This window comes from Bathymodiolus japonicus methanotrophic gill symbiont, from assembly GCF_019721995.1.
Lineage (GTDB): Bacteria > Pseudomonadota > Gammaproteobacteria > Methylococcales > Methylomonadaceae > Methyloprofundus.
In genome coordinates this window covers 21143-46399 of the sequence record NZ_BLYC01000022.1, presented here as the reverse complement: position 1 = coordinate 46399, position 25257 = coordinate 21143, and the positions used below count along the sequence as shown (strand labels likewise).

Genomic DNA, 25257 nt, shown 5'->3' with positions numbered 1-25257 from the left:
GGGATTATATCTTTTTCTTTAACAATTGCATCAGGATCAGGGAAGCGTTGCGCCAATTCCTCCACCAGCTCTAAATAACCGCGTCGTGCATCACCTGTTGCCACATCGGTAAAACCTTCCATATATTCTTTATAGCTTTTTTCTAGCACCACATTTTTAGTGTTTTTATCACCAAAGAGGGTAATAGCATCCACAGTGGCTTGTTCTAAATCGCGGAAGGTGACGATATTTCCAAAGGTCTTAGTGGTATCATAAATACGGTTAGTGCGCGAAAAGGCTTGTATTAAACCGTGATAGCGAAGATTTTTATCCACGAACAAGGTGTTTAACGTAGGCGCATCAAAACCGGTTAAAAACATACCCACGACAATCAGCAAATCAATTTCTTGATTCTTTACCCGTTTCGCAAGGTCGCGGTAATAGTTTTGAAAGCCACTGCTATCAACGCCATAATTAGTTTTAAAGGTCGCGTTATAATTAGCGATTGCTTCACTTAAAAACTCTTTAGCGCTGCTATCCATTGCACTGATTTCAAAACCTTCATCAGCAATATCTCCTACTGCATTTTGTTCTTCATTTGCTGCAAAAGAGAAGATGGTGGCAATGTTAAGCGGGTTATTGCTCTCTTTCTGTAAATTTTTAAATGATTCATAGTACACCTTGGCAGCATCGACACTGCTTACTGCAAACATCGCATTAAAACCTTTACCGCCTGCTTGTTGGCGATGTGTTTTTTGTTTGAAGTTATTTAAAATGTACTGAGAAATCTCATCAATACGGTTTGGGTGTAGTAAAGCGTGTTTATTTTCTGCCGCCGTGAGTTTCTTCTCGTCTTGTTCCGCTTCAATCGACTTAAACTGTGGGCGTACATCGTTATAATCCACCTTAAATTTCAACACTTTTTCATCACGAATAGCATCCGTAATCACATAAGAATGTAATTCACGACCAAATACATTGCCAGTGGTTTCTGCTCCCAAGGCATTTTTAGGAAAAATAGGCGTACCAGTAAAGCCAAATTGATAGAATTTTTTAAACTTTTTCTTTAGATTCTTTTGTGCTTCACCGAATTGCGAACGGTGAGCTTCATCAAAAATAAACACCACTTGCTTACTGTAAATAGGCAAGTCGCCTTCACCTTTCATTAAATTGTTTAACTTTTGAATTGTGGTAACAACAATTTTATTGTCTTCTTTATCAAGGTTGCGTTTTAGCTCAGAGGTGCTCTCTGAACCATTAACACTATCAGGTGAAAAACGCTGATATTCCTTCATGGTTTGAAAATCAAGATCTTTACGATCCACCACAAAAAATACTTTATCAATAAAATCCAGCTCAGTCGCTAAACGTGCCGCTTTAAAGCTGGTTAAGGTTTTACCTGAGCCGGTGGTATGCCAGATATAGCCGCCACTATCAGACGTACTCCAGTTTTTCGCTTGATATGCGCTGTTTATTTTCCAAAGAATTCGTTCGGTCGCAGCAATTTGATAAGGGCGCATCGCTAACAAGGTATCGTTCACATCAAACACAGAATAATGTAGCAACACATTTAACAAGGTCTGTTTTTGAAAAAAAGTAGCGGTGAAATCTTTTAAATCTTTAATCAATCCGTTATCTGATTTTGCCCAATTCATGGTGAAATCAAAGCTATTTTTATTACGCTGGGTGGTATTGGCAAAATAACGGCTATCGGTTCCGTTTGAAATAACAAACAGCTGCAAATATTTAAACAGTGAGTTATCTGTATTCAAACTTTCTTTGCTGTAACGGTGCACTTGATTAAAGGCTTCACGGATAGCGACACCGCGTTTTTTTAGCTCTATCTGAACCAAAGGTAAACCGTTAACTAAAACCGTCACATCGTAGCGATTAGCCCACCTCCTTACACACAAGTCCTAAAATACGCCTTTTAGCTTTCTGGCCATTTGAATACCATATACGCAGTCCTGAATCCTCTGAAAACCGATCCAAATACTTTTCGCACCAGGGTCACCATCTGATTTACGCCCTAAAAAACCACCCAATGTCGCTAAATTTCTTAACACGGCATTCAGTGTAGGCACTTTTTTGGGTATCTTTTTGTCCAATAAACCATAAGATGATTTCCATTCTAAAGGATCAAAGATTAATTCAGCAGGCAAGTCAGGACAGATGCGACCTAAGCGCATAAGATACATCACCCGCCAAGCAATAACCATGGCCATGACTAAGGCTTTTTCAATGCGCTCTTTACTGGATAATTGAAGCTTTTCAACCTTGCAGCCCACTTTCAAAATATCAAAAAACATTTCTATTTCCCAGCGACAGCGATACCAGTCAATCAACTCACAGGCTTGATCTTCACTTTCTACCCTTCGATTGCTTAATAAGCGCCATATGAGCGGTGACTTCCCTTTAGGCGGGTTGATTTCTTTTGCCTGAACCAAAGTTACTTCAATACCTTCTTTCCCTTTTACGGGGAAAGTGCAGCGTAACACTTTAATTTCTTGCTGAACTTGTCGCGATTTTTCGCCTTTTTTTCGTGGCTTAATAAAACTAACGCGACTCATAACCTCTTGCTTATCGACGCTATCCCACAGTGTTTCATCCGCTGATAATTTACGGTTATGCCTGGCTCTTACTAGCCAGTCAGCAGGCGTATTTAACGCCTTACTTCTCTGCATAAGACTTAAAATATCACCTTCTCTATCGGCCACATAAACGAGCCGACTTTTAGGGCAACGTTCGGCCATTTCAGCGACACGTTCATAACCTTCTATCCAGCGATCACTTTCTTTTATCGTGGGATTATTTTGATCTTCTGCTTTGCTTTTTCCTCTTGCCCACATCCACGCATCACTAACCCCTAAAGGGAGCCGGTCTGGTGTAATGCAGAGTGTCGGATGCAAGTACATGCCTCTTTGGGCATCGTAAGATAAGCGACCTAAATCCTCAGTTTCTTGTCCATTAAAATCTAATTCTGTCGTATCTTGTAAGCATAAAATAACGGGCTCTTCACTGACTATAATGCGCTGTTCAACTTGATCTGTATGGGCGACTAACAACTTTTCCCATGTCACATTTTCATTTGCATAAAATCGATAAGTCGCTTGTGTTTCAGCCCAGCCTTGGCAAGCCTGAGGAATGCTTAGTTTAGGCGCTTTTACAAAAGTTTCTATCAATTTAACTGCTCTTTTATTAAGCCGTGAATCACCTAAATCTAAATTACAAAATTCCATTTCTGCCCAAGTCTCAGTCATCGTTACTAAAATAATGAGATTTTACACTCTTATATCAGACTTGTGTGTAAGGAGATGACTAAGGGTAGTGACAGAATACCGGCGAACGGTAAAATGAAAAAGGGCAGTTTTTATCGCTCCTTTTCCAGATGAGGTTACTAAGCATGCGCAATATGGTAAGGGATAATAAGCCCATGTGGTTTTATCATTTTCAGCAATATCGAGTTATTATAGCACCCCAAAGAGTCAAGACAGATTTTTCAACAATCCTTATTCCATATTCCTAAGCCGCTTCATTCTGCTGTTCATTAGCTAAAATACTTTCTCTATATACATTCATTGGTTTTTTATAGTCCAGGGTTTCATGAAACCGTTGATGATTATAAAACTCAATATAGTCATCAACATCTTCTATTAACGCTCTAATTGAACCATATTCATTTAAATAAATACGCTCACATTTTGCACTTCGCCAAAACCGTTCAATACAAATATTATCCGTTGCTCGTCCTTTTCCATCCATAGAAATAGTAATGCCTTTGTTTTTTAGTCGTTGGGTATGAATTTCACTGGTGTATTGACTGCCTTGATCCGTATTAAAAATTTCAGGTGTTCCGTAGAGAGAAAGCGCTTCATCTAATACATCCATAACTAAAAAAGAATCCATTGTGTTTGATATTTTATGGGCGAGCACTGCTTTTGAGTGCCAATCAATAATCGCCGCTAAATAAACCATCCCTTCTTTGGTTTTAATATAGGTTATATCTGTACTCCAAACTTGGTTAGCGTGTGATATATCAAGATCTCTAAGCTTATAAGTATATTTTTTATGTTCTTTTATGGGGATCGTTGTATTGACTTGTTTTACCGCTAATACGGCTTTCAAGCCCATCTGCTGCCGATAACTCGCCACCGTGTTTAAACTGACTTTAAAACCACCTTCAAGCAACTGCTGGTGTACTTTAGCCGCACCATAAATAGGGATGTCTTTAAAAATGTGATTAATCTGAGTTTTGATCTCTTCTTTCTTTTTATTCTCTCTTTTTTTGTAATAGAGATTGCTTCTATTTAATCCTAATAATGCACACTGCTGTGTTAGAGGTAGAGTGTTAAGCTTGGGCTCAATCAACTGTTTTCTATCAGATGAGTCCAAGCTTTTTAGCTTTTTTTCGAGCCACTCCTTTTCAACCGTCATTTTTCCTACGATTTTTGTGAGCATCTCATTTTGTTCTTGAGCTGCTAATAGATCCTCTTTGTAATCTTTAACGGCTTTGGAGGGCTCCATTGCTATTTCTGCATTGTCTAAGAATATTTTTTTCCAGTTTTGTAGGTTCTTAGGTGTGATGTTATTTGCACTGGCAATTTCTTGCAGTGTTTTTTCATTCTTTAAAACTTCTAATACCAACTTGCTTTTAAATTCAGCACTGTAGACCGTTCTTTTTCTGCTCATTTTAATACTCCAATTTTTTACAAATAGTAACTAATTTGGAATAAGATTGCTTTGATTTCTTGTCGGATTTGGGGGGATATAGATATTCATAACCTTGGTTTACTAAGTCAGTGATAAACTCCCGTTCTAAATCGGACTCGCTTTGATAGGACTCATTAACTTGCGAACACTTGGTGTATTTATCCAAGATGATAAAATTATTTGATTCAGCAATGGCTTTATAATCGGTCATACCGTTGTTTCAGGTTTTGGAAAGCTCAAGAGTAAATCGCGATAATATTCATATTGCTGTTGGCGCAACTTTATTTCACGAGGCAAGCCTTCGCAGAGTGAGTTCGTTAAAGCATCGAATTTATCTAAGATGGTGACAATTCTGGTTTGCTCGGTAAGAGATGGTATCGGAAGTATAAAAGATTTTACTTTGGAGTCCGAAATTGCAGGGTAAGCCGAACCACTTTCGTTTTCTGTAACGTAATATTTAAATTCAGTTGAAGAGATACAGTAATAAATCCAGGTTGCTAAAACTTCAGTTTCTTTAGCTCTTAAAACAGAATATCCTGTACTAGCAACCTCCCCAGAAAACTCATGACTAATTAAACAAAGCCGTTGCTGGGATGGTCGCGTTGTTGCGAAAATAACGTCATCTGTTTGGACAATCTTCTGCGCTCTGCTTGGAGCATTTTTAGATGTAATTTCAGATGTTTCCATTATTGTGTTGTTTTCGCGATTAACAGAAGTTAAATCAATATAACGGTATGCTCTGTCTGTATATCGCCAATTAATATTACTTGTAGGAAGTATTACCTCACCCAACGCCTTCCATTCCACTTCCCCATCTTCAAAGGTTAAGAGTTTGTCGCGATAGTAGTTGTATTGTTTTTCCCGTGCTGTAAGTTCAGCTGTAAGTTCAGCTGTAAGTTCAGCTGTATGCGTCGTGAATGTGTCCAAGATGCGAACGATTTCAGTTTGTATTGCAAGCGACTTCTCCGGGTTATTTGGGCAGGGGATGGGGATTTCCATATCTAATACAGCTGCCATACTTGGATGTTTAATTCCAGAGCCACGATAAAAAGAGCTTATTAATTTAAGGTTGTTTAATAAAGAATAGTAGAGATATTTATTATTGAGAAGGTTTGTATCATTTGATGTTGCAATTCGATTATCAGAGGTTAGAAATTTGCCTTTATAGTACTGAACAACAGGATTTCCGCCCCCAGGGTATTGCAATAACCTCACCTTGACTAACAATATTTCCCGCACGCTCTTCAGTTGTGTGCAGATTGGATGGGTTTGTTGTTAAAAGTTTTACTCTTCCAGATTCTGAAATCAGTGACTTTATTTCTTTAGAAAGCAAATAATGATATTTGATAACTTTTGGTTGTTTGAAATTATCAACAGCATTAAATTTCTTGTCCCAAGTGGTAACTTTCCATAAAGGTTTCCACTCCACATCAGCGCCATCCAGAAGTTTTTCTATAAAACTCACATCCTTCATTATTTATTCCCCTCAATCTCAGCAACAATGACATCAATATCAGTGCGTAACTGGTCAATCTTGGAAACTGTTGTTTTTAGTTCTGCATTCAGTTGGGTAATATCAATTTTTTCGCGTGTGTCTTCAGCTTCTACATAAGCACTAACCGATAGATTATAGTCATTGTCGGCTATAACATTGTGTTCTACCGATTGAGCGAAATAGTCGGTATTATTTTTATCATCAAACGAATCTACAATTTGCTTGATATGTTCTTCGGTGAGGGTATTAGTATTGGTTTCTTTTTTAAACAATCCACTGGCATCAATAAACTGGGTTGTGTTCTCAGTTTTATGTTTGGAAATCACTAAGATGTTAACCGCAATTGTGGTGCCAAAAAACAGGTTGGGTGCTAAAGAAATAACGGTTTCTACATAGTTGTTATCGACTAGATATTTACGGATCTTTTGCTCGGCTCCACCACGATAAAAAAGCCCCGGAAAGCAAACAATCGCCGCACGGCCTTTGCTGGATAAATAATTTAAGGAATGCAATACAAAAGCAAAATCAGCTTTGGATTTTGGGGCTAATACGCCTGCAGGCGCAAAACGTTCATCGTTAATCAGCGTGGGGTCTCCGCTGCCAACCCATTTTACTGAGTAGGGAGGGTTAGAGACAATGGCATCAAAGGGTTTGTCATCACTAAATTTCGGCTCAGTTAGAGTATTACCTAACATCATATTAAACTTGTCGTAGTTAATGTTGTGCAAGAACATATTCATACGCGCTAGGTTATAGGTGGTGTGGTTTATTTCTTGACCAAAAAAACCGTCTTCAATAATATGCGCATCAAAGTGTTTTTTTGCTTGTAATAATAAGGATCCAGAACCTGCGGCAGGGTCATAAATTTTATTGACCGTTGTTTGCTTGTGCATCGCCAGTTGAGCAATCAACTTGGCCACGCATTGTGGCGTGAAAAATTCACCCCCTGATTTACCTGCATTAGCGGCATAGTTAGAAATTAAAAATTCGTAGGCATCGCCAAATAAATCTATTTGGTTGTCTTGGAACTTACCAAACCCTAGCCCCTTAACACCATTCAGTACGGCAGCTAAGCGACTGTTCTTATCGGCAACAGTATTACCCAAACGATTACTGGTCGTGTCAAAATCAGCGAACAAGCCTTTGATGTCAGGTTCAGAAGGGTAGCTATTGGCTGAACTTTCAATAGCGGAAAATATCGTGGCTAAATCGGTGTTTAGGTTATCGTTAGTATTGGCATCATCGGCTATGTTGGTAAACAGTTGGCTGGGGTAGATGAAATACCCTTTGGTTTTAATTGCATCGTCTTTGATTGCTGCAATGAGTGTATCATCATCGGAAAAAGCATCGTAATGAACACTACCATCACCAGCTTCAATGTAGCTGGCAAAGTTTTCACTTATAAACCGATAGAACAAAGCACCTAATACGTACTGCTTAAAATCCCAGCCATCGACTGATCCACGAACCTCATTCGCAATTTTCCAAATTTGGCTTTGTAGTTCGCTACGTTGTTGCGTACTTGTCATTGTGATATTCCTATTAAAATATGGCTAAGAAAGATAAGTATTATAAAGGGCGTAGATGCGCTAGAAGGCCGAGTAAATAGCATCGCTACTGTGGTTGAGTCCTGTGCAAACTTTACCCATCTATAGGGCTTGTAGGCGCTTTAAGGCTTGAAAAATATGTATTGTATGTTTACTATCCATCGCAGACAGCCATGGATTTGTCGGAATCTGATCGACTAGCTTTTAATACTCTCTAGCCTTTTTATCGAAAAAGAAAAAATAACGGCAATGAGTGCAAAGAATTCGAGGATAATTATCGTTATTTTAGGAATAAAACGAAAGGAAAAAAATCAATTACCGCCCAATAAATAAGTTTAACTAATTGTATTTATTAGTTAATTTATGATTTTGTTTTAGGTTAATGACACGGATACTGAAAGGCACTGTTTATAAAAAACAACGCTACCTATTCCATTATTAGCCAATAAAGGTAGTATTTAAGGCATAAAAAAACCTCCACACACATTGTATGTAGAGGTTTTTAAAAGGTTGTAATAAGTGATCGAAACACTTATTACGGCTTGAAAGTAAGAAACAGACTCTTGCAATCAAACGAACGTTAATTATATCTTAATTATCTTCTCATTTGTAAGCAATTCTGGTTTTTCTTCTCTTCTTTCAAGCCCAGCCCCTATTTTGGATTAGATGATATTGGAATAGGTCAGGACAGAGCTACCGATCAAGGGTATGTAGAGGTAGTCAGTAAGATCATATTTGTATAAAGTAGAAGTCGCGGGTTTATACCGTCTCACCTGCGGGAATTGAATTTTATAGTGCAAATATGCTGCGTAGCTGTACAGGGGGATATATGGTTCTGTCGCAATAATTATCAAAAGCGCAGACCTCCTGGTCTTCAGGCATAACTATCCTGCTAAAGCCATAAACTGCTTATAAGCAGGAATATTTTTCCTCAGACAACTGTCCCTTTCGGATCATATGTGCCGTTTCAATTCCATCAATGGTTGCTTGAGCGGAGTGAAACGCTTTAAAGCCCATCATCGGTTTTGTTATTTTTTTGATAAAGCGGTGATCCTGTTCGATGATGTTATTCAAATATTTAACCTGTAATATGTCGATCATAGTGGCACACCCAGCGAGGATTAACAAGAGGTTAATATTGGCTAATCCTGCATAGTTAGCGCCACTTTTATCCATAACGACCTTATCAGGAAAGCCATTATTGTTAATTGTTTGTTTGAAAAATGCGGTTGCAGCCTCTTCATCACGGTGCTCAGAAAGCATGAAATCAAGCGTATCTCCGTGACTATCAACAGCTCGGTATAAATAGGTCCACTGACCCTTAACTTTGATATACGTTTCATCCATGCGCCACGATTTATTGGTTTCTCGTTTCTGAGATTTAGCTTTTACAGCAATGGCAGGAGAATAACGGATAACCCAACGATTGAGCATGTGATCCACCTTTTATTGAAATTGATAATTATGATAGCAGATAACGTCGGGAGGGGGGATTTATGCGACAGAATCATAAAAAGGGCGTGGTTAGAAAAAGCAAACCTAGTGGCGTATACAGGCGTTTTATCACAAAAATACACCCTTATAACGTAAGCGTCAATTAAAGTACACATTCTAAACCAATATAAAAAATGGCAGACTAATACCTCCAATTAACTCAGGAGTAATTTATGAGTCCATCTCAAAATAAAGCGGCTATGCAAAATCATATACCGCAATGGCAAGCCAGTCGTTTAACTCAGGTCGGGTATTGCAAAGCCCATGATATCAAGCCGCATATCTTCAGTTATTACAAAAAGCAATTCAGTTCGCTCGCTCCACCAGTGTTACAAGCCAAGCAATTGGTTCCGGTAACACTGGTTGCAGAGGACATGTTGAACCGATCAGGCGTACCTGCTGATTCATCAGTTATCAAAGTGACTCATTCTAATGGCTTCAGTCTGGAAATTTGTGCCAGTACAGAACTTGCATCATTAAAGCCGCTACTGAAACTGGTTAGGTCTATCTCATGATAAACGGGCTTGTTGTTAATCAAGTTTTTTTGGCGACCGGCGTTACTGATATGCGTAAATCTATCAATGGTCTGTCACTGATTGTTTCGGAACAGTTTGGCCATGATCCCTTTGCCGGAAGTATTTTTGTCTTTTGTAACCGCTCTCGCGATAAACTGAAAATACTCTATTGGGAGTGTAATGGGTTCTGGCTTTATTATCGGCGCCTGGATAAGGGGAAGTTTCAGTGGCCAACCGAGTTAAACGAACATCCGTTATCATTAACCTTACGTGAATTACACTGGTTACTGAAGGGTTTATCCTATCGGCAAGCGCAAGCTCATACCGCTATTTCTGGCTTAATAAATAATTGATTTGTTGCCGTTATTTTACGTGGAAAATATCTAATAAAACAGCCAGTTAAATGATTATTTAACCCTGTTTGGTGGTATAATAAACACCATGAAATCACTTCCTGAAACACTGCCAGACGAGACGAATGTACTGCACAAAATGGTGCTGGACTATCAGTCGACAGTGGATCAATTACAGGAAAAACTGACATGGTATGAGAAGCAGTTTCGTCTGTTGCAACATAAGCGTTTTGGCACCTCCAGTGAGAAATGTCCGGGTCAAATGGAGTTGTTTAATGAAGCGGAGTCCATTCTTGATAGCTTAAAGCAGGATGATTCCGACCCTGAAGAAACCCTAAGCTATCAGCGTAAAAAGCCAGGCCGCAAGCCATTATCCAGAGATATCCCGCGCAAAGTTATCCGTTATGAATTACCTGAAGCAGAGCGTGTTTGTGCCTGCGGTCATGCATTGCATGAGGCTGGCGAAGACAAGTCAGAGCAGTTAGAAATCATTCCTGCCCAGATCAAAGTCATTGAACATATACAGATCAAGTATGGCTGCCGCACCTGTGAAAATGGCATTATCAGTGCACCAAAACCCGCACAGCCCATTCCTCGTAGTTTTGCCTCGGCAAGTTTATTAGCTTACATTATTGTCGCCAAGTTCATGGATAGCCTGCCACTTTACCGGCAGGAAACCATTTTCAAGCGCTTAAGTGTTGACCTTTCTCGTGCCACGCTATCTAACTGGGTATTAAAGTCCGCTGAATTGCTCCAGCCCTTTTATGATCGACTGCATGCTCTGCTGATTCTACAGAAGATCCTCCAGGCCGATGAAACAACCTTAAATGTGATTCGGGATGGTCGAGAGACGAAATCGAAATCCTATATGTGGCTCTATCAGAGTGGTGGGCATGAATCCGAGCACCCGATCGTTTTGTATGATTATCAGCCAACGCGGGCAGGAGCGCATGCTGAAAGCTTCTTGCGGGCCTTTTCAGGTCACTTGCAGGTAGATGGCTATGCAGGCTATCATGCACTGGCATCAGATGATTGTATCCTCGTGGGGTGTATGGCACATGCGCGGCGTAAATTCGATGAAGCGCTAAAAGCCCTCCCTAAAGAGAGTCGCAAGAATAAAATGGGGCTGGCTCAAACCGCATTACGTAAGTTTGCCCGACTGTATGCACTTGAAAAACAGATCAAAGACCTGACGATAGAGCAACGTTATTTACAGCGTCAGGAAAAAAGCAAACCTTTACTGGAAGAGTTAAAGCAGTGGTGCGATAACAACCTTACCAAGACAGCAAAGGACAGCGCAATAGGTAAAGCCATTCGTTACACTATTAACCAGTGGGGTAGCTTGATCCGCTATATTGATGACGGTAATATACAAATTGATAATAATGCAGCTGAACGGCATATCAAACCGTTTGTGATTGGACGTAAAAACTGGCTGTTTAACCAGACACCACGCGGTGCAAATGCCAGCGCACTACTTTACAGTCTTGTGCAAACAGCCGTTGCTAATAACCTGGAACCTTTTGATTACCTGAAATACCTATTAACTGAACTACCCAAGCTGGGTAGGCATTATGAACCAGAAGCACTGGATCAGTTTTTGCCCTGGAACTTGATTGAAAAAATTAAGCCTCTAAAGTAATTAGGGTAGCTTGTCTAGGTGGAGAGAATTGACGCTTACGTTTAAAGCTAGGGGTTCGGGTTGATGCTAGTCTAATTAATAACGATGCAGACTTTAAGCAGGCTTATTTTCAGATAGAGTCGCTATTTAAAACATGGGGATATGAAACAGATCCCGCTTGTAAAGATATTAGCCGCAAGTGCTTTTTGTGCCATGATGCGGATGTTTTTTATAATCCTGATGCAGATATTTACAAGCTTAAACCATTCCAAGAGATAGCCCCCAAGCCCCTCCAATACGCAAAGAATACACGCCCAACAGCAACGAAGGCGACTACCTGCAAAAATGCATTAACATCATCTTAAATGCAAAGCCGGAGAACGCCACGTCGCAAGGCGCAACGCAGGAAATGCACTAGGGCATTATGTTGCTAGTGGGAAGTTGGATGTAAAAAATGAGAATGATTATATCAACGCCCTCATTAACGCTAGCGATCAGATTGCAGATAATAATGATGACCGAACCCGCGAAAAAGAAAATAAAGCAATCAAGGATGGCTATCAGTATGGGCTAACACACCATTCTGGGTCAGAGGGGTGGGTAGGCGACAAGGATCAGACTCTACTGGAGATTATCGAGAGTATTCCGCTACCAGTACCAGAGAAGGCAGTTTATTCTATTATTGCGAAAGCCGTACAGGCTCACCCTATAACCTCATATAAGGACACTATAACCGCGCTAGAAGATAGGATGGGATGTAAGCTGTCAGGTAGTCACAAATCATGGCTTAAAAAGCTACTTAGGGAACAGGACGAGGCTACGCGCAAATATCACACGGTGACGACCGATAGCCTGCCTGAATTCGACATAAACAGCTATGACGCAGCAAGTCTGATGCTGTCTGGATGGTATAGCGCTATTTTTGTTGACATGCGGCCGATGGGTTCAGGTAAAACTTTATTCACCGCGTTATTATGGGCATATCTCCAAATGAACAATAAAGCTTTTGGCTACGTTGCTCCCCGTGTATCAATTATTACGGACATAGCAAATAGGCTAGATATTGAACATTATAACGAAGTTAGTCCGGGAGAGTTGTTCCAGTCATTGGCCGCCTGCGTGAATAGTGCAGTAGGAAGGGAGCATTTATTAAGCTTCTTTCGGCAGGTTGACTGTATTGTACTGGATGAATTTAAGCAGATAGTTGAACATATCGTGCGAGGTCCCTTTAAGAATAGATCAGAGGGCTATGATTTGTTAATTGATATTATTAAAACTGTCCCGGTGGTTTATGTTGCTGATGCAGATATGAACGACCAGATGATTAAAATATTAGAAAGCGCAGGTAAGCCAATGTTTAAGATAAAAGGGAGCGAGCGAGAACCAGCTGCAACAATAAAGCACACCACCACCAACATTGCTAGAAGCGAATTTCTAACCTTTGTAAAAGCGGGTAAGACTGGCTTGTTCCAATGCGATTCTCTCAGTACTGCTAATATTGCCTATGAGGATGCTAAAGCGACAGCCCCCGCAGAGTATAAAATATTACTGGTACACGGAAAGAATAAAGATGAGTTTGAGCAAGCGGCTTACTTAAGAAGTCCTAATGAAGTTGGCAAGCAATATGATTTAATAATTTTGACACCGGTTGTATCTAGCGGGTTTTCTATCGAGCTTGAATATGATTTTCATGTGGGTGTATTTAGTGGCCAGTTATCACCTACTGAAATAATCCAGACTTTGGGGCGTAACAGAAAGGCTAAGGATATTATTCTTGGACTCTCACAAAAGCGAAAACAGAAACCCTTGAGTGTTACCGAACAATTAACAGGCATCGTATTGGCCGAAAGGCGTATGAATTACAGATGGCCAGCTAATACACGTGCCAAATGAGTTTGACAAAGTAGCTGCGGGGGTCATGGAAGAGTATGAGAGTTCTTGCGAACGCTTTGCACATACAACGCTCTTAATATTGATGCAAAAGGGTTATCAGGTTGAAGAGCTGAAAGAACCAGAGAGCCTGATTATTATCAAAGGAACGGCTGAAAAGGTACAGAAAGCGCATGACCAGGCTGTGATTAACGCGGATGATATTTCCGCTATTGAGCACGATAATTTAAAAAAGTCATCGAAAGTTTCAGAATCCGGTAACAACGCAATAGAGAAGTTTGAATGTAGAACAGGGCTAGGACTCGATGGAGAGGTTTCAGAGAATGATATTCAATTGTGGAATGGTGGAAGGTTTGAATCTGTCCTCAAGAATTTTGAGATAGTAAACGGGGGTCAAGGCAATGCGCAATCACTAGATAAATATGAGAGCGCAATGAAGATACCCCCTAAAGACCGGACTTATGCCACTAGCAAAATGCTAATATTTTATTCAGTTATGAGTTTATTACAGGGCAAGAGCCTACAGCCCCCGTATTCATTAAAAAAGGGGACAGATAAACTATCTATAACACACAACAATGTTTATCTGTCCCCTTCCCCAGAAAACACGGGGATATCACTACAGCGTTATGATGCGGAACGAATAAAAGCCGCTATTGACTATTTGCAAGCCAATTATCAAGAGGTACACGCAGCAGGGCTAGGCAATTTCAAGGCTGTTAATCGAAAGTTAGACACACGTACATTAGGACAATTTTTAAAGAGATTCGGGCTGAAACATAAGCGCGTAGGCAAAAACCTCGCCGGGAATTACCAGATAACTGAGGACTCATTAACTCAAATGCGGGATATTAATGAACGCCGTGAAGCAAAAAAAATCAGTGTCTATAATCAGTCGCAGGCATGGTCTAAAAGCATAGATGGAATAAAGATGGCCGCCTAAAAAAGGCATCGAAAGTTTCAGAACTAATATGAAGGGACAATAAAGATAGTCCCTAAAGACCGGACTTATGCCACTAGCAAAATGATAATATTTTATTCAGTTATGAGTTTATTACAGGGCAAGGGCATACAGCCCCACGTATTCATTGAAAAAGGGGACAGATAAACTGTTTATACAACACAACCTATTTATCTGTCCTCTTCCCCCGCAAACACGGGGGTATCACTACCCAGAGAAGCCAACAACACAACCCGAGGTTGGCTTGACTGAAGAGCAGCTTTCGAGTTATGCCTTTAAGAAGATTTGGGCAGGAGGTGAGCTGTGCAGCCTGCGTAGTAAACTCTAAAAATGGAATAGGTAGATGTTAAACCACCTATCTATTCCATCCTAATAAATGTGGAGGTATGAAAAGCGACAGAACTTAGATTAATAAATAAATTAACACTGCAAAGGATATAGAGAAATGGACAAAAAGACACCCCTGTTGCACCCCGGGGAACGTGGAGAACTTGAAGGGCTGATGAAACGCTTTGGCGTGGATGCCCGTTATGATGAAATGTTGAACGCACCTGCAATTAAAGGCGTTCCCGGCGTAGAAGGAAATGAATTGAAAGACTTGGTAGCGTACACCAAAGTTATTTGCAGGAACTACAAGCTTAGCAGGACGATTGTTGATGAACAGTTAGGATCTATCATTGAAAGCAATGTTATTAATCCCGTTAGAGATTGGCTTACAGGCATTACACGCACCAAGACAAATAACCCAGTCCATGAACTTGTAGATAACTTGCCAGTGGAAGATAAGGAATGGGTTAAGGTCGCCATGTATAGATGGCTAATACAATGCTGTGCGGCCGCTGATATGGCAAAGCATGAAGGTAAGCATCCAGATGCTATCCCCAAATATGAATGTGTGCTGGTGCTAGGTGGAGATCAAGGACTCCATAAAACTTCATTTATTAAATACCTACTCCCTGCGGAACTTCATAAATACATAAAAGACTCTGTTCGCCTAGATACAAAAGACCGGGATTCTATGCTTAATATTCTTAGGTGCTGGATACCTGAACTTGCAGGCCTAGACCCTGCGTTGAAGAAGAAAGGGCTGCCCGAGTTAAAAGGATTTTTGGCAAAAGAGGTGGATGAAATAAGATTAACGTACGCTAGAAAACCTACAGTCATACGTAGGCATGTATCGTGTATGACTTCTGTTGAGGGAGAATATCCACCCAAAGGTGCTAGGTGGGATAGAAGGCTTCTACCCGTTATTGCTAAAGGTCGGTTAGATTATCCACGTATTTCTAATTTTGATTATACAGACTTGTGGGCGTTTATATGGCATGCCTATACACATGGTGGGCAATGGTGGCTTACGCCCGAAGAAGAGGCTCTACGTGCGGAAATCTTAGGCTATCCTGACAATAGGTCATTGAAAGATATAGTTTTGGAGGTGTTTGAGTTTACTGATGACAAAACTGGTGAGGTACTTAGTAATAGAACAATTAAAATGACTAACTCCGAGATAATCAAATGAGTTGCCTAAGAGTATAATAAATAACAGGTCGAACCAGATGGCTGTAAAAAAAGTGTTAAAGGGTCTTAATGTGAAGCACAATAGGAGGACTTATTTTATGCCGCCTTTAAGTAAAGCTGATAGCTCAATCCATTAGAGTCAGATTCCCTTGTATTTTCTTATATAAGGGAATCTTCATATATCGAGTATACGCTAAAAAAAGTTACTTTCCCCTAGGGCTGAGAGTCTGCTAAATTAAAGGTCTACTCAAATTGCTCTGATGAACAAGCGATTGGTTATATTATACAGTTTAAGGGATTGCAGTAATTAAACCAAAAGGGAAACTATGGTTTTCCCAACCATGATAATTTATCCTAATTGAGCAAGAAATTGATTTCATTCACGTTTAATAATTAGTTGAAATGAAGTCATACGCGTGTTGCCCCAGAACATGGTGTGTTTTGAAGCTGAGATGAATAAACGCTTGAGAGCTGTGGCTTTCCCTGAACTGGATACTTCTGAAAATCCGCTGACCGTAGATGTTCAATAAAAAAAGCTCCAAGAAAGGCGGCCAAAGAGGGGTAACTATAAAACCCTAAATTGTAAATGTAATGATTTCGTATAAATATCCATAGTTTGTACGTGATAGTAACCCTAGTCTTTGATTATAAAAGGATTATAGGTATAGTACAATCTATATTAGGTTGCACACTAAATAGCGTTTTATTATGAAGTTTAAAAAGTTACTTCCTCCCTAGGGCAAAGAGTCCCCAGAATACTGTTGCTTGTTGCAATAAGCCAACTCTTTATTTTGAAATGGTTTACCGTTTAATCTTTGTTTTCTGTAACAGCTATAACAAACCACATACCACACACCCAAATTAGTCAATCGCTTATTGGGGGCATGTAAGCCCCTTAAAGACCCACAAAAACCTTTAACGGGTATGTATGATAGGGGTTAGCTGTTAAAGCGCCTTAAAAGCGATATAAAACGCCTTAGCGAAGAGCTGGCGCGCCATGTGTACTGTGAGTTATCCTTTTTAGAGTACTCGGATTCAATTGTAAAAACATCAGGCGCGCCCAAGATAGAAGATTACAGATACGATAAAAAAGTTACTTACCCCCTGGGCGAAGAAAAAAAACAGGTTCATAACCAGGTTTACACAAATACGTATCTTTTGCGACAGAACCCGCCTGTGTGCTTTAATCCGCTGGGATAGATCGTGCCAATTCTAGGAGTCTCTGTTTCACCCCCTCATCCTTAGCCCCGTTTTTCTCAGCATACAGTGTGTACGCTTTTGAATCAGTTGCCCAAGAGACTAAAGATACCGCTGCCCCTGAATTACTCACATTAACTCTGTACATTGCAGGTATACCGTTAACATCCTCATTAATTAACTCCTGAGTCATTTGTATGCGACCTCTACTCGTAATATAATCATTCTCACTCAGTTCCACCACTCCCAAATCATCGAATTTATAAAAACGGGATACATCTGTCCATTTTCCGTCATGATTAGAGCCTCCAAGGTTTGCGCCAAGTAGTTCCCCATCATCAAATGGCGTACCCTCTAAGTTTGCGGGTTCTTTAACCAGTTGGTTAGCGGCATCTTCATAAGATAACAACAAATGTTTAAAGCGAGACTCAAGGACTCTAGAAATCGTACGTACATTTGATTCCTCAGCTGACGCGTATCCTCGTTCTGCCATCTCTTCAACAGCCTTCTTTGTCAGATCTTTAAATAGTTGAGGTATTGGTTGGTCTTTATATGAAACTATTGAAACCCCCTCCTCCATCGTATCAAAAGAGGGACTTGCTAATGGATCATTTAAGTCTAACTCTTCATGATCATGATCAATCTCCACATACACCTTTGGTTTGCTAGGCACCTCTGGAACATAATCAGTAAAGGTTTCACTGACAACCTCAGCAGTCCGGGGTTGCTTAGTCTCACTTACTGGTATCTCAGGTTTATTGCCCCAACCTGATAATGCATAAGCTGTACCAAATACCAACAGCAATGCAGGTATAAAAATAAAAGCGTGTTCTTTGTAATATGCCATCTTCTCATCCTCTATATTTTTAATGAAACTAGTGAATCCTAGTTTCACATGGTCATTTATCTATACTAATTAAAAATTACAACTGTTACTCGATGTTCAAGTTTTTCCATCCCATTGCCATCAAACTCTTACCTTCACCCAGCAGAACAATACTTTAATGACGCTGTTGGCCCTAAGCGCCCGCTGAAAATCATGGAAACGGGAGCTTAGCGAAGTGGTGATTTTTAGCCCCTGATAGGCGACAGGAGTCCCGGAATTTCGTGAGGTAGCATGGCGCGCCTGTTTTTTCTTTTTTTCTTTTTTTTCTTTTTTAAGAGAGCTATAGAGTAGGTAGATTAATGCATGTAGAGGCGATATAACGACAAATTGAGTGTTTAATAACGACAAATTGATCGTTTAATAACGACAAATTGATCGTTGTAAGATGACTAATTGATCTTATATGACGACAAATTGATCGTTAAGGTATGTTTTTAAATTTTTTTGAGAGATAAAGCCTTTATTTACAAAGGGTGTAACATTGATATAACGACAAATTGACTTCCATATAACGACATTGTATTTTATCTGTCGTTGTTTTATTTTTAAATCAGAGTATAGTCAGGCAATATCTTTTTCTTGTCGTTATATTATCTTGGAAAATAAAAATCACCTAACGGTCGTTAAGTCCAATAAAGTTATTGAGGCCAGTTATCTATTGAGCCTTTCTGAGCAACGTGTGTTGTTGGCTTGTATAGCTCAAATTGATTCTATGTCCGAGTTAACAGAGCAATATCAGTTTGAAGTTTCAGCTTCTGAAATTGTTGATTTGGTCGGCTTGGATAACTTTTCAAATGCGTATCGAGATTTAAAGAAGGCTGCTGAAAAGTTGTATGATCGTAGTGTAACTATTGATGACCCTGATCCAGAAAATCCAAAGATAGCACAACGTAAAACCAGATGGATAAGCAGTATCGACTATATTCCTGGAGAAGGAAAGTTAGTTCTAAGTTTTGCTTCAGGCATTATTCCTTACATTTCTAAACTATCTAAAGAATTCACTAAATATAAGCTAAAACATGTTGCTAGGTTTGAAAGTATTTATTCTATTCGTTTATATGAGTTATTAGTGCAATGGAGTTCTACAGGGGAACGTGAAATTGAAGTTGAATGGCTTAAAAATCAATTTCAGGTTAGCAATAAATATAGTCGCTTAGGTGACTTAAAGAGGCGTGTGATTGAACCAGCTATAGCTGAAATTAACGAGCATTCCAATCTATGGGTGAAGTATGGTCAAAGGAAGTCTGGCAGGACGGTGACACACTTTCAGTTCCTATTTGGTGTGAAAGATCAACCAAAGCAAAGAAAAAAATTAACCGATGAAGAAATTAATCGTTTAGCTAAGCCTGGCGAAACTAAGGCGGCTGTTGTTGCACGTTTGACTGGTACATTGATGTCTGATTTTGCTAAACCAGGGGAAAGTTGGGGTGACGCTAAAGAACGGAAGAAGAGTTTGAAATATGATAATCACTGTATACGCAACTAAGTCATCAACAAAGACCTCTATAGCTGTTTCTACAGCAGTTTATTTAGCAAATAAAGGTAAAGACGTATTACTTGCTGACTTAGATACACAAGCGAGTGCAACTGCATGGCTAGAGTTTAGATCTGATAATGAAAAATTAAAGCAAATACCTTGTATTCAAAAATATGGAAAGACAGTAGCTAAAGATTTGAAAGAGTTTGATAGTCGGTATGAAATAGTTGTGGCTGATTGTGGAGGGAAAAATGACACGAGTGGTCGAAGTGCTCTATCGGTAAGTGATACAGTAATCATTCCTGTTTTTCCATCCTCTCTATCTATTTTAACATTAGAAACTAGTTTGAATGCATGTGTCGATGCAAAAATACTTAATAATAAACTTAAGGTGATTGTCGTATTGACTGGATGCAGTGCTAATCATTTAGTCAAAGATACTAAGGAGAGTAGGAAGCTGATAGAAGATATGCTGGGTGAATACGAAGATGTCTTATTTGCTAGTAATTTTATTACAACACGAAAAATATGGATGGATATTGTAGCCTTAGGTAAAGGGATAACTGAATCTGGACATGGTCAAGCAACAGGGCAGTTTCAGTTGTTAATGGAGGAGATTGTTAATGGCGATTCTTAATAGAAAACAGCTTAAAACAAATAAACAAAAAGAGCAGGTTACTGAGCAATCATTCTCAGCAAAAGCTGAAGATTATAAAGGTGATTTTACGCCTGATCTAACAACTCTATCTCTTGAAGAGTTAGCAAATCAGTTTATAGAAATAGATCGTCAATCTCATTTATTAAAAGGGCAAATATTACTAGAGGCGAGAGGTCGTTTCTCATCAGACAAAGAATTTGGCCAGTGGGCTTCTACCCACTCATTATGTGTGGGTAGCCAGCAATCTAGAAATAGACTGATGCACCTTGCTGATTTTTTTAGTGATGGGCGTACTATGGCAGGGATCACCATAACGTCAGCTTATGAAATAAGTGCTCCCATTAACAGAGGTAAAGCACTTATTGTTTATGATGAAGTTCAGGGTAGAAATTTACCAGTTAAGCAGGTGAAATATCTATTGTATGAAGACTTTTTAGAAAATAAAAAGACCATAAAGGTTACTAAAAAAATGTTGGTTTTAAAAATTGTAGAGACAGTATTGTCCGGTAAATCTAATCACTTTAAGCTGGATGTTTTAGAAGCAGCTATTAAGCACGTAAAGAAATAGCTGTCCAAAAAAACCAGCTAAAAAGATTGTTTTACGGGTATCAAAAGGCGATGGATCACAAGTTTTAGATTTACAACGGGATGCATTATTGGAGACAGATGTTTTATCTGAACATCTTTATGAAGATTTTGCTTCAGGTACTAATGAGGTTCTGTCGCAAGTATTGTTGTAAATGCAGGAAGCCTAGTCTTCAGTCATAACTATCCTGCTAAAGCGATAAACTGCTTATAAGCAGGAATATTCTCCTCAGACAATTGTCCCTTTCGGATCATATGTGCTGTTTCAATTCCATTTCTTTCTGAATAATCAAAAGCTCTTCACCCAGTGCTTGTGGTGAAGCCTCAATCCACTCTTGTAGGTGCTGTCGCTCTGTAAAGCCAAGACTAGCAAAGCTTTTACTTTCCAGAGGATGTATACTGTTTGTTTGTCGATTAATTTTGAACATTGATTTAAGCCTAATAATTCTGAAAATCGTATAAATTAAAGATGCTTACCTAACAATTTACCTTCCCTCACGTTTCAGCTCACTTGGGAGAAAAGCATCAATTTCTTTATCAGAGAAGGTCATATCCTCTAGTTCCTTAAGTGCTGTCTGTGCCATGCTGTAAGCTTTAAAGTTAGTGCTAGGGGCTCCTGTGTATACAGAGTGCAATTCTTCCGCTGAAAATCAGGGAAACGGAGCCTAAGCGAAGTGATGATTTTTAGTCCGCGATAGCCGTAGGGCCGTTATTTTGTCGGAGTCTGAGCGTTAGCGAAGGTGGAGACAAAATAAAAGGCCATCCGACACGGCGTCAAGTCATTTGGAGCCTATGTTCCGACCCCTTGTTGGGTCGGGACGAGGTGACGAGGACGAATCGGGGCCGCCGGAGGCATAAGTGGTCGCGTTAAGTTTTTGCTGCTTGCTTGGGCTGGGATGCCCAAAACAAGCTTTCGCAAAAATAGCGACTCCCCGAAGCTAAACGGTCTCTTTTACTCAATATTTCTTCGACTGGTAATGCCTGAATATGCAGATCGGTTAGAAGTGATAGGTATGATTCACGGATAATCCATAATTCTGCACCTGCATGGCGATGCTTTTGAGCAATCTCTCCAAGATCGTAATCTTTGGTGTATGAATTTAGTGTAAGCAAAATTGTTGAAATGATTAAGGTTACGAAAACGCCAATTTGCTTATATTCAGCTAAATATTGAAAATCGAATAGAGCTGTAAGTAAGCCGCCTGTCACAACTGCTGATAAAACAATCTGAGCTAATTTAATGTATTTATGACGCGCAAGAAGTAAGTCCGCACATTTTTCGTGCGTTTTATGCGAGTAAACTACTCGGCCATAGCATTCTCTAAGCTGGCCTTCTAAAATTTTTTCACTATCATTCATGTAACTACTCAGCGTAATTTAAACTCATAACAGATTGATTTAAAATAATAATTAATGTATCTCTCTGAATTTTAGTCCAATTTTCACCCCTTTTTAAAGGTGAACATGACTAAAGTCAGGTTAAATTAAAATATATCCATTTGATTTTAAAGTTAAAAAACACGCTGAGTAGTTACCCATTTTTTAAGTAATTATTTTCCTGAACACCAGATCATACCTGGCTTATCCATTCAATTATCCCGATAAGTTGATAATATTGTCTCCGGCATGATACTTTGTCATGAGAGGCATAAAAACAGGTTTATAGCCGAGTTTACACAAATACTTATCTTTTGCGACAGAACCGAAAAAAGAGGGGGGAGGGCAATGAAAACAAATGTTTACACGGAAAGACAAGCTTTAAGTGATTTAGTTAAGTGGTCGTTAGATAGACCATCATGGCAACGCGATGCTTTGAAAAGAATTGTGCTGCAAGAGGGTGATTTGTCCTCAATAGATATTAAGGAACTTACAAAAATTTGTCTTGATTCATCCTCTTCATTCGATCCTCTTACAAGTGATGATGTTAAGGCAGGGATAGTTACAGGTGAGCCAGTATCAATAGTGAGCGTTGAAAATCCAATTGGCATTAATGCCCTTGCAGAGCAACAACGTCTTGAGTTTTCAAAAACGGGATTAAGTATAGTCTATGGAGATAATGGATCGGGCAAATCAGGCTATGCTAGGATTCTTAAACATGCTTGCCATACGCGTGATGGTAAGCTTGATATTCGTGGTGATATTAAAGATATTGAACCAAAGGCGCAATCTGCGAATATTATTTTTTCAACAGGTGATAAGGAGACAACGCTTAATTGGAATCCTAAAAAATCAAGCCTTCCGAACTTATCATCTGTGAGTGTCTTTGACTCTAAGAGTGCGAATATTCATGTAGATGAAACAAATCCTATTGCTTATACCCCGGAACCGATGCGGATTTTAGGTAAACTTTCAGGTATATGCGACACGATAAAAAATAATTTAGATAATCAAATTGACCTGCTTATCAAGCAAACACCAGAAGCGATCAAAACTCCATCTTTAAATGAGAAAACCAAAGCGGGTATATTCCTTTATGGGCTGTCTGACAAATCAAGCCTAGAGACGCTCAAAGAGTTATCTACATTAAGCGAAGAAGAAAAAATACGCCTATATCAGTTAGAAATTGATTTTGCACAAAACCCTAAAATATCGGCAGAAAAAATTGAGCGACAAAATAAATCTCTCGTTTTATATAAACAGCAGTTTCAAAAGCTACATAATGCGATTACAGAAGAATCCTTTAATCGCCGTGATAGTTTGAGACAAGAACGAGATAATAAAATGAAGCTCGCTAAATTAGCGTCTGAAAAGATTTTTGCAGCTTCTCCATTGCCTGATGTTGGTAAGGAAGTCTGGCAGCAGCTTTGGGAGGCTGCTAGGCAGTATTCAGATCAAGTAGCGTACCCAAATAAGAAGTTCCCAGAAGCCAATGCAGACGGAGATTTCTGTGTGTTGTGCCAACAAGAGCTTGATGAAGAGGCTGTTTTAAGGCGTTTAACTTTTGAGGAATTTATTCAAGGCACGACTAAATCTGATGAAACAACGGCCATAACTGCATATAAAGAAAATATTATTCAGTCTAAAACGGCAGATATTTCTCTTTCTACTATTAGGGATGCAATTGCTTTTTTTGAAAAAGATTTAGGCGAAAGCAAACTGGCTAAAAATGTCCGTGTTGCATTGATTACAGCCAAATGGCATTTACGGATATATATGCGTGGGTTATCACCTCAAGCAAAGGCTATTGAAATTCCTGAAAGTCGGCTAAATGAAATAAACCAATCCCTGTCTAAGCGCGCTTCTCAACTCTTAGCAGATGATAAAACCCCAGAGCGAATAGCGTTAATAAGGGAATTAAATGAGCTTAAAGATCGTAAACATTTAAGCTCAATATTTGAGGATGTAAAAAAAGAAATATCTCGTCAACAAGAAATTGCAAAGATCAAAAAAACAAATACGACAACGGCAAAGAGAGCCGTAACGAATAAAAATAAGGAGTTATCAGATAAGTTGGTTACAGATGCTTTAAAAGAGCGTTTTTATCGTGAGGTAGAAAAAATTAATCTTTTCGGTAGCCTGCCTGTAGAGCTACGCAAAGTAAAAGACCGAAATGCGGTTTCTTTTTTTCAGGTTTGTTTTGCTGAAAAACCCAATGAGCCTGTTGGTGACGTTTTTAGTGAGGGAGAATATCGCTGTATTGCCCTGGCTACTTTTCTAGCAGAGCTTGTAACCTCAAGTTTACATTCAGGTATTATATTTGATGATCCTATGTCCTCGCTTGACCATATTAATAGAAAAGCTGTTGCTGCTAGGTTAGTCGAAGAATCTCAACACCGTCAGGTAATTGTATTTACGCATGATCTTACGTTTCTTTATGAGCTGAAATACGCAGCAGAAGAAAATGGCTCTGCCAATGTGCATTATCAAACCATCATCCGCAAGGAAAATCGCCCCGGATATGTTGGGGGTGATCTTCCTGTTAAAGCAAAATCAGCTATAGGTGTTGCCAATACTCTTCGTTCAGAGATAAAGACTGCGCAGCCTAATTTTAATAATTGGTCTAATATGCGGCGCACTATATTTTCAAAAGGTATTATTGAGCAATTGCGTGAGGCCTGGGATCAAGGAATTGCTGACTTTATTTTCCCTGTTCTTGGGAGGTTCGATAATCATATTAAGGGCAATAGCCTATTTAAGCTGGAAATTCTAAATAAAAATGATATTGATACGATCAAAATAGCCCGCTCACACCTATCAGAATGGTTGCATTCTGCATCCGAAGCTATCAATCAAACAGAAATTACCTGTGATACTCTGATTACTCAAATTAGTACTCTTGAAAAATGGCTACACGATATAAAGAAACGTCAGAAGGAAGCTATACCACCAAAGTAAATATCCACTTATACTCAATGTTCCAGTTTTTTTATCTTG

At 39.3% G+C, this 25257-nt stretch carries 21 protein-coding genes and 4 pseudogenes; 11 read left to right on the top strand and 14 right to left on the bottom strand.

All coding sequences use genetic code 11. The features are described 5' to 3' along the window. Positions 1–8: 8 nt before the first annotated feature. From K6984_RS20955 to K6984_RS20925, 7 genes and pseudogenes are all read right to left on the bottom strand, one after another. Positions 9–1874, bottom strand: a pseudogene (locus tag K6984_RS20955) (HsdR family type I site-specific deoxyribonuclease); the annotation flags it as partial. A gap of 21 nt (positions 1875–1895) precedes the next feature. Next, positions 1896–3239, bottom strand: coding sequence for an IS4 family transposase (locus K6984_RS20950; protein ID WP_420831625.1), 1344 nt, complete (start codon positions 3237–3239; stop codon positions 1896–1898). Between the two features lie 262 nt (positions 3240–3501). Further along, positions 3502–4668, bottom strand: coding sequence for an IS3 family transposase (locus K6984_RS20945; RefSeq protein ID WP_087870166.1), 1167 nt, complete (start codon positions 4666–4668; stop codon positions 3502–3504). A 228-nt stretch (positions 4669–4896) separates the two neighbouring features. Then, complete coding sequence (locus K6984_RS20940) at positions 4897–5895, bottom strand: restriction endonuclease subunit S (RefSeq protein WP_230988221.1); 999 nt, start codon at positions 5893–5895, stop codon at positions 4897–4899. Further along, the gene (locus tag K6984_RS20935) at positions 5852–6163 is read right to left on the bottom strand and encodes a hypothetical protein (RefSeq protein ID WP_221897271.1); all 312 of its coding nucleotides are present in this window, start codon (positions 6161–6163) and stop codon (positions 5852–5854) included. The genes K6984_RS20940 and K6984_RS20935 overlap by 44 nt, the downstream gene beginning before the upstream one ends. Continuing rightward, positions 6163–7713, bottom strand: a complete 1551-nt coding sequence (locus tag K6984_RS20930) for a type I restriction-modification system subunit M (protein ID WP_221897270.1) — start codon at positions 7711–7713, stop codon at positions 6163–6165. Before K6984_RS20930 ends, K6984_RS20935 begins: the two co-directional genes overlap by 1 nt. 902 nt (positions 7714–8615) lie before the next feature. Beyond that, positions 8616–9174: pseudogene (locus tag K6984_RS20925) on the bottom strand (IS6 family transposase); the annotation flags it as partial. Positions 9175–9398: 224 nt separating this feature from the next. Here K6984_RS20925 and tnpA point away from each other — a divergent pair. The 7 genes from tnpA (at position 9399) to K6984_RS20890 (ending at position 16081) form a co-directional block, all read left to right on the top strand. Further along, a complete protein-coding gene (gene tnpA / locus K6984_RS20920; RefSeq protein ID WP_221897268.1) occupies positions 9399–9740 on the top strand; it encodes an IS66 family insertion sequence element accessory protein TnpA in 342 nt (113 codons plus the stop codon). Between the two features lie 29 nt (positions 9741–9769). Next, positions 9770–10093: an IS66 family insertion sequence element accessory protein TnpB gene (tnpB, locus tag K6984_RS20915; protein WP_221897267.1), complete on the top strand. Its 324-nt coding sequence runs from the start codon at positions 9770–9772 to the stop codon at positions 10091–10093. Between the two features lie 88 nt (positions 10094–10181). Beyond that, the gene (gene tnpC / locus K6984_RS20910) at positions 10182–11735 is read left to right on the top strand and encodes an IS66 family transposase (RefSeq protein ID WP_230988220.1); all 1554 of its coding nucleotides are present in this window, start codon (positions 10182–10184) and stop codon (positions 11733–11735) included. A gap of 74 nt (positions 11736–11809) precedes the next feature. Next, on the top strand, positions 11810–12079 hold the full coding sequence (locus K6984_RS36460; protein ID WP_221897280.1) for a BT4734/BF3469 family protein: 270 nt from the start codon (positions 11810–11812) through the stop codon (positions 12077–12079). Between the two features lie 76 nt (positions 12080–12155). Next, positions 12156–13607 carry a DEAD/DEAH box helicase gene (locus tag K6984_RS20900; RefSeq protein ID WP_221897266.1) on the top strand — a complete coding sequence of 484 codons (1452 nt, stop codon included), beginning with the start codon at positions 12156–12158 and terminating at the stop codon, positions 13605–13607. Positions 13608–13632: 25 nt separating this feature from the next. After that, positions 13633–14547, top strand: coding sequence for a hypothetical protein (locus tag K6984_RS20895; RefSeq protein WP_221897265.1), 915 nt, complete (start codon positions 13633–13635; stop codon positions 14545–14547). A gap of 463 nt (positions 14548–15010) precedes the next feature. Then, positions 15011–16081, top strand: a complete 1071-nt coding sequence (locus K6984_RS20890) for a virulence-associated E family protein (protein WP_221897264.1) — start codon at positions 15011–15013, stop codon at positions 16079–16081. Between the two features lie 1182 nt (positions 16082–17263). Here K6984_RS20890 and K6984_RS20885 read toward each other — a convergent pair. Then, positions 17264–18124, bottom strand: a complete 861-nt coding sequence (locus tag K6984_RS20885; RefSeq protein WP_221897263.1) for a hypothetical protein — start codon at positions 18122–18124, stop codon at positions 17264–17266. A gap of 120 nt (positions 18125–18244) precedes the next feature. Beyond that, on the bottom strand, positions 18245–18511 hold the full coding sequence (locus K6984_RS20880; protein ID WP_221897262.1) for a hypothetical protein: 267 nt from the start codon (positions 18509–18511) through the stop codon (positions 18245–18247). 169 nt (positions 18512–18680) lie between these two features. Between K6984_RS20880 and K6984_RS20875 the strand changes: the two genes are divergently transcribed. From K6984_RS20875 to K6984_RS20865, 3 genes are read left to right on the top strand one after another with little or no spacing between them, the layout of a single operon-like run. Further along, on the top strand, positions 18681–19649 hold the full coding sequence (locus K6984_RS20875) for a RepB family plasmid replication initiator protein (protein WP_221897261.1): 969 nt from the start codon (positions 18681–18683) through the stop codon (positions 19647–19649). Continuing rightward, positions 19624–20277: a nucleotide-binding protein gene (locus K6984_RS20870; protein ID WP_221897260.1), complete on the top strand. Its 654-nt coding sequence runs from the start codon at positions 19624–19626 to the stop codon at positions 20275–20277. The genes K6984_RS20875 and K6984_RS20870 overlap by 26 nt, the downstream gene beginning before the upstream one ends. Continuing rightward, positions 20264–20866: a hypothetical protein gene (locus K6984_RS20865; protein ID WP_221897259.1), complete on the top strand. Its 603-nt coding sequence runs from the start codon at positions 20264–20266 to the stop codon at positions 20864–20866. Before K6984_RS20870 ends, K6984_RS20865 begins: the two co-directional genes overlap by 14 nt. Before the next feature lie 200 nt (positions 20867–21066). Here the strand turns inward: K6984_RS20865 and K6984_RS36455 are convergent. The 5 genes and pseudogenes from K6984_RS36455 to K6984_RS20855 all read right to left on the bottom strand — a co-directional run. Continuing rightward, positions 21067–21156 (bottom strand): annotated as a pseudogene (locus K6984_RS36455) (IS6 family transposase); the annotation flags it as partial. Continuing rightward, positions 21153–21311: pseudogene (locus K6984_RS20860) on the bottom strand (DUF4268 domain-containing protein); the annotation flags it as partial. The pseudogenes K6984_RS36455 and K6984_RS20860, both read right to left, overlap by 4 nt. Positions 21312–21368: 57 nt before the next feature. Further along, complete coding sequence (locus tag K6984_RS35830; RefSeq protein WP_420831698.1) at positions 21369–21518, bottom strand: hypothetical protein; 150 nt, start codon at positions 21516–21518, stop codon at positions 21369–21371. A gap of 155 nt (positions 21519–21673) precedes the next feature. After that, positions 21674–21802 (bottom strand): hypothetical protein, encoded by a 129-nt coding sequence (locus K6984_RS34435; RefSeq protein ID WP_263458596.1) that lies wholly within the window; start codon positions 21800–21802, stop codon positions 21674–21676. Continuing rightward, positions 21751–22242 carry an SLATT domain-containing protein gene (locus K6984_RS20855; RefSeq protein ID WP_221897257.1) on the bottom strand — a complete coding sequence of 164 codons (492 nt, stop codon included), beginning with the start codon at positions 22240–22242 and terminating at the stop codon, positions 21751–21753. The genes K6984_RS34435 and K6984_RS20855 overlap by 52 nt, the downstream gene beginning before the upstream one ends. A gap of 366 nt (positions 22243–22608) precedes the next feature. Between K6984_RS20855 and K6984_RS20850 the strand changes: the two genes are divergently transcribed. Then, entirely contained in the window at positions 22609–25218 is a 2610-nt protein-coding gene (locus K6984_RS20850; RefSeq protein WP_221897256.1) for an AAA family ATPase, read from the top strand. Positions 25219–25257 lie beyond the last annotated feature (39 nt).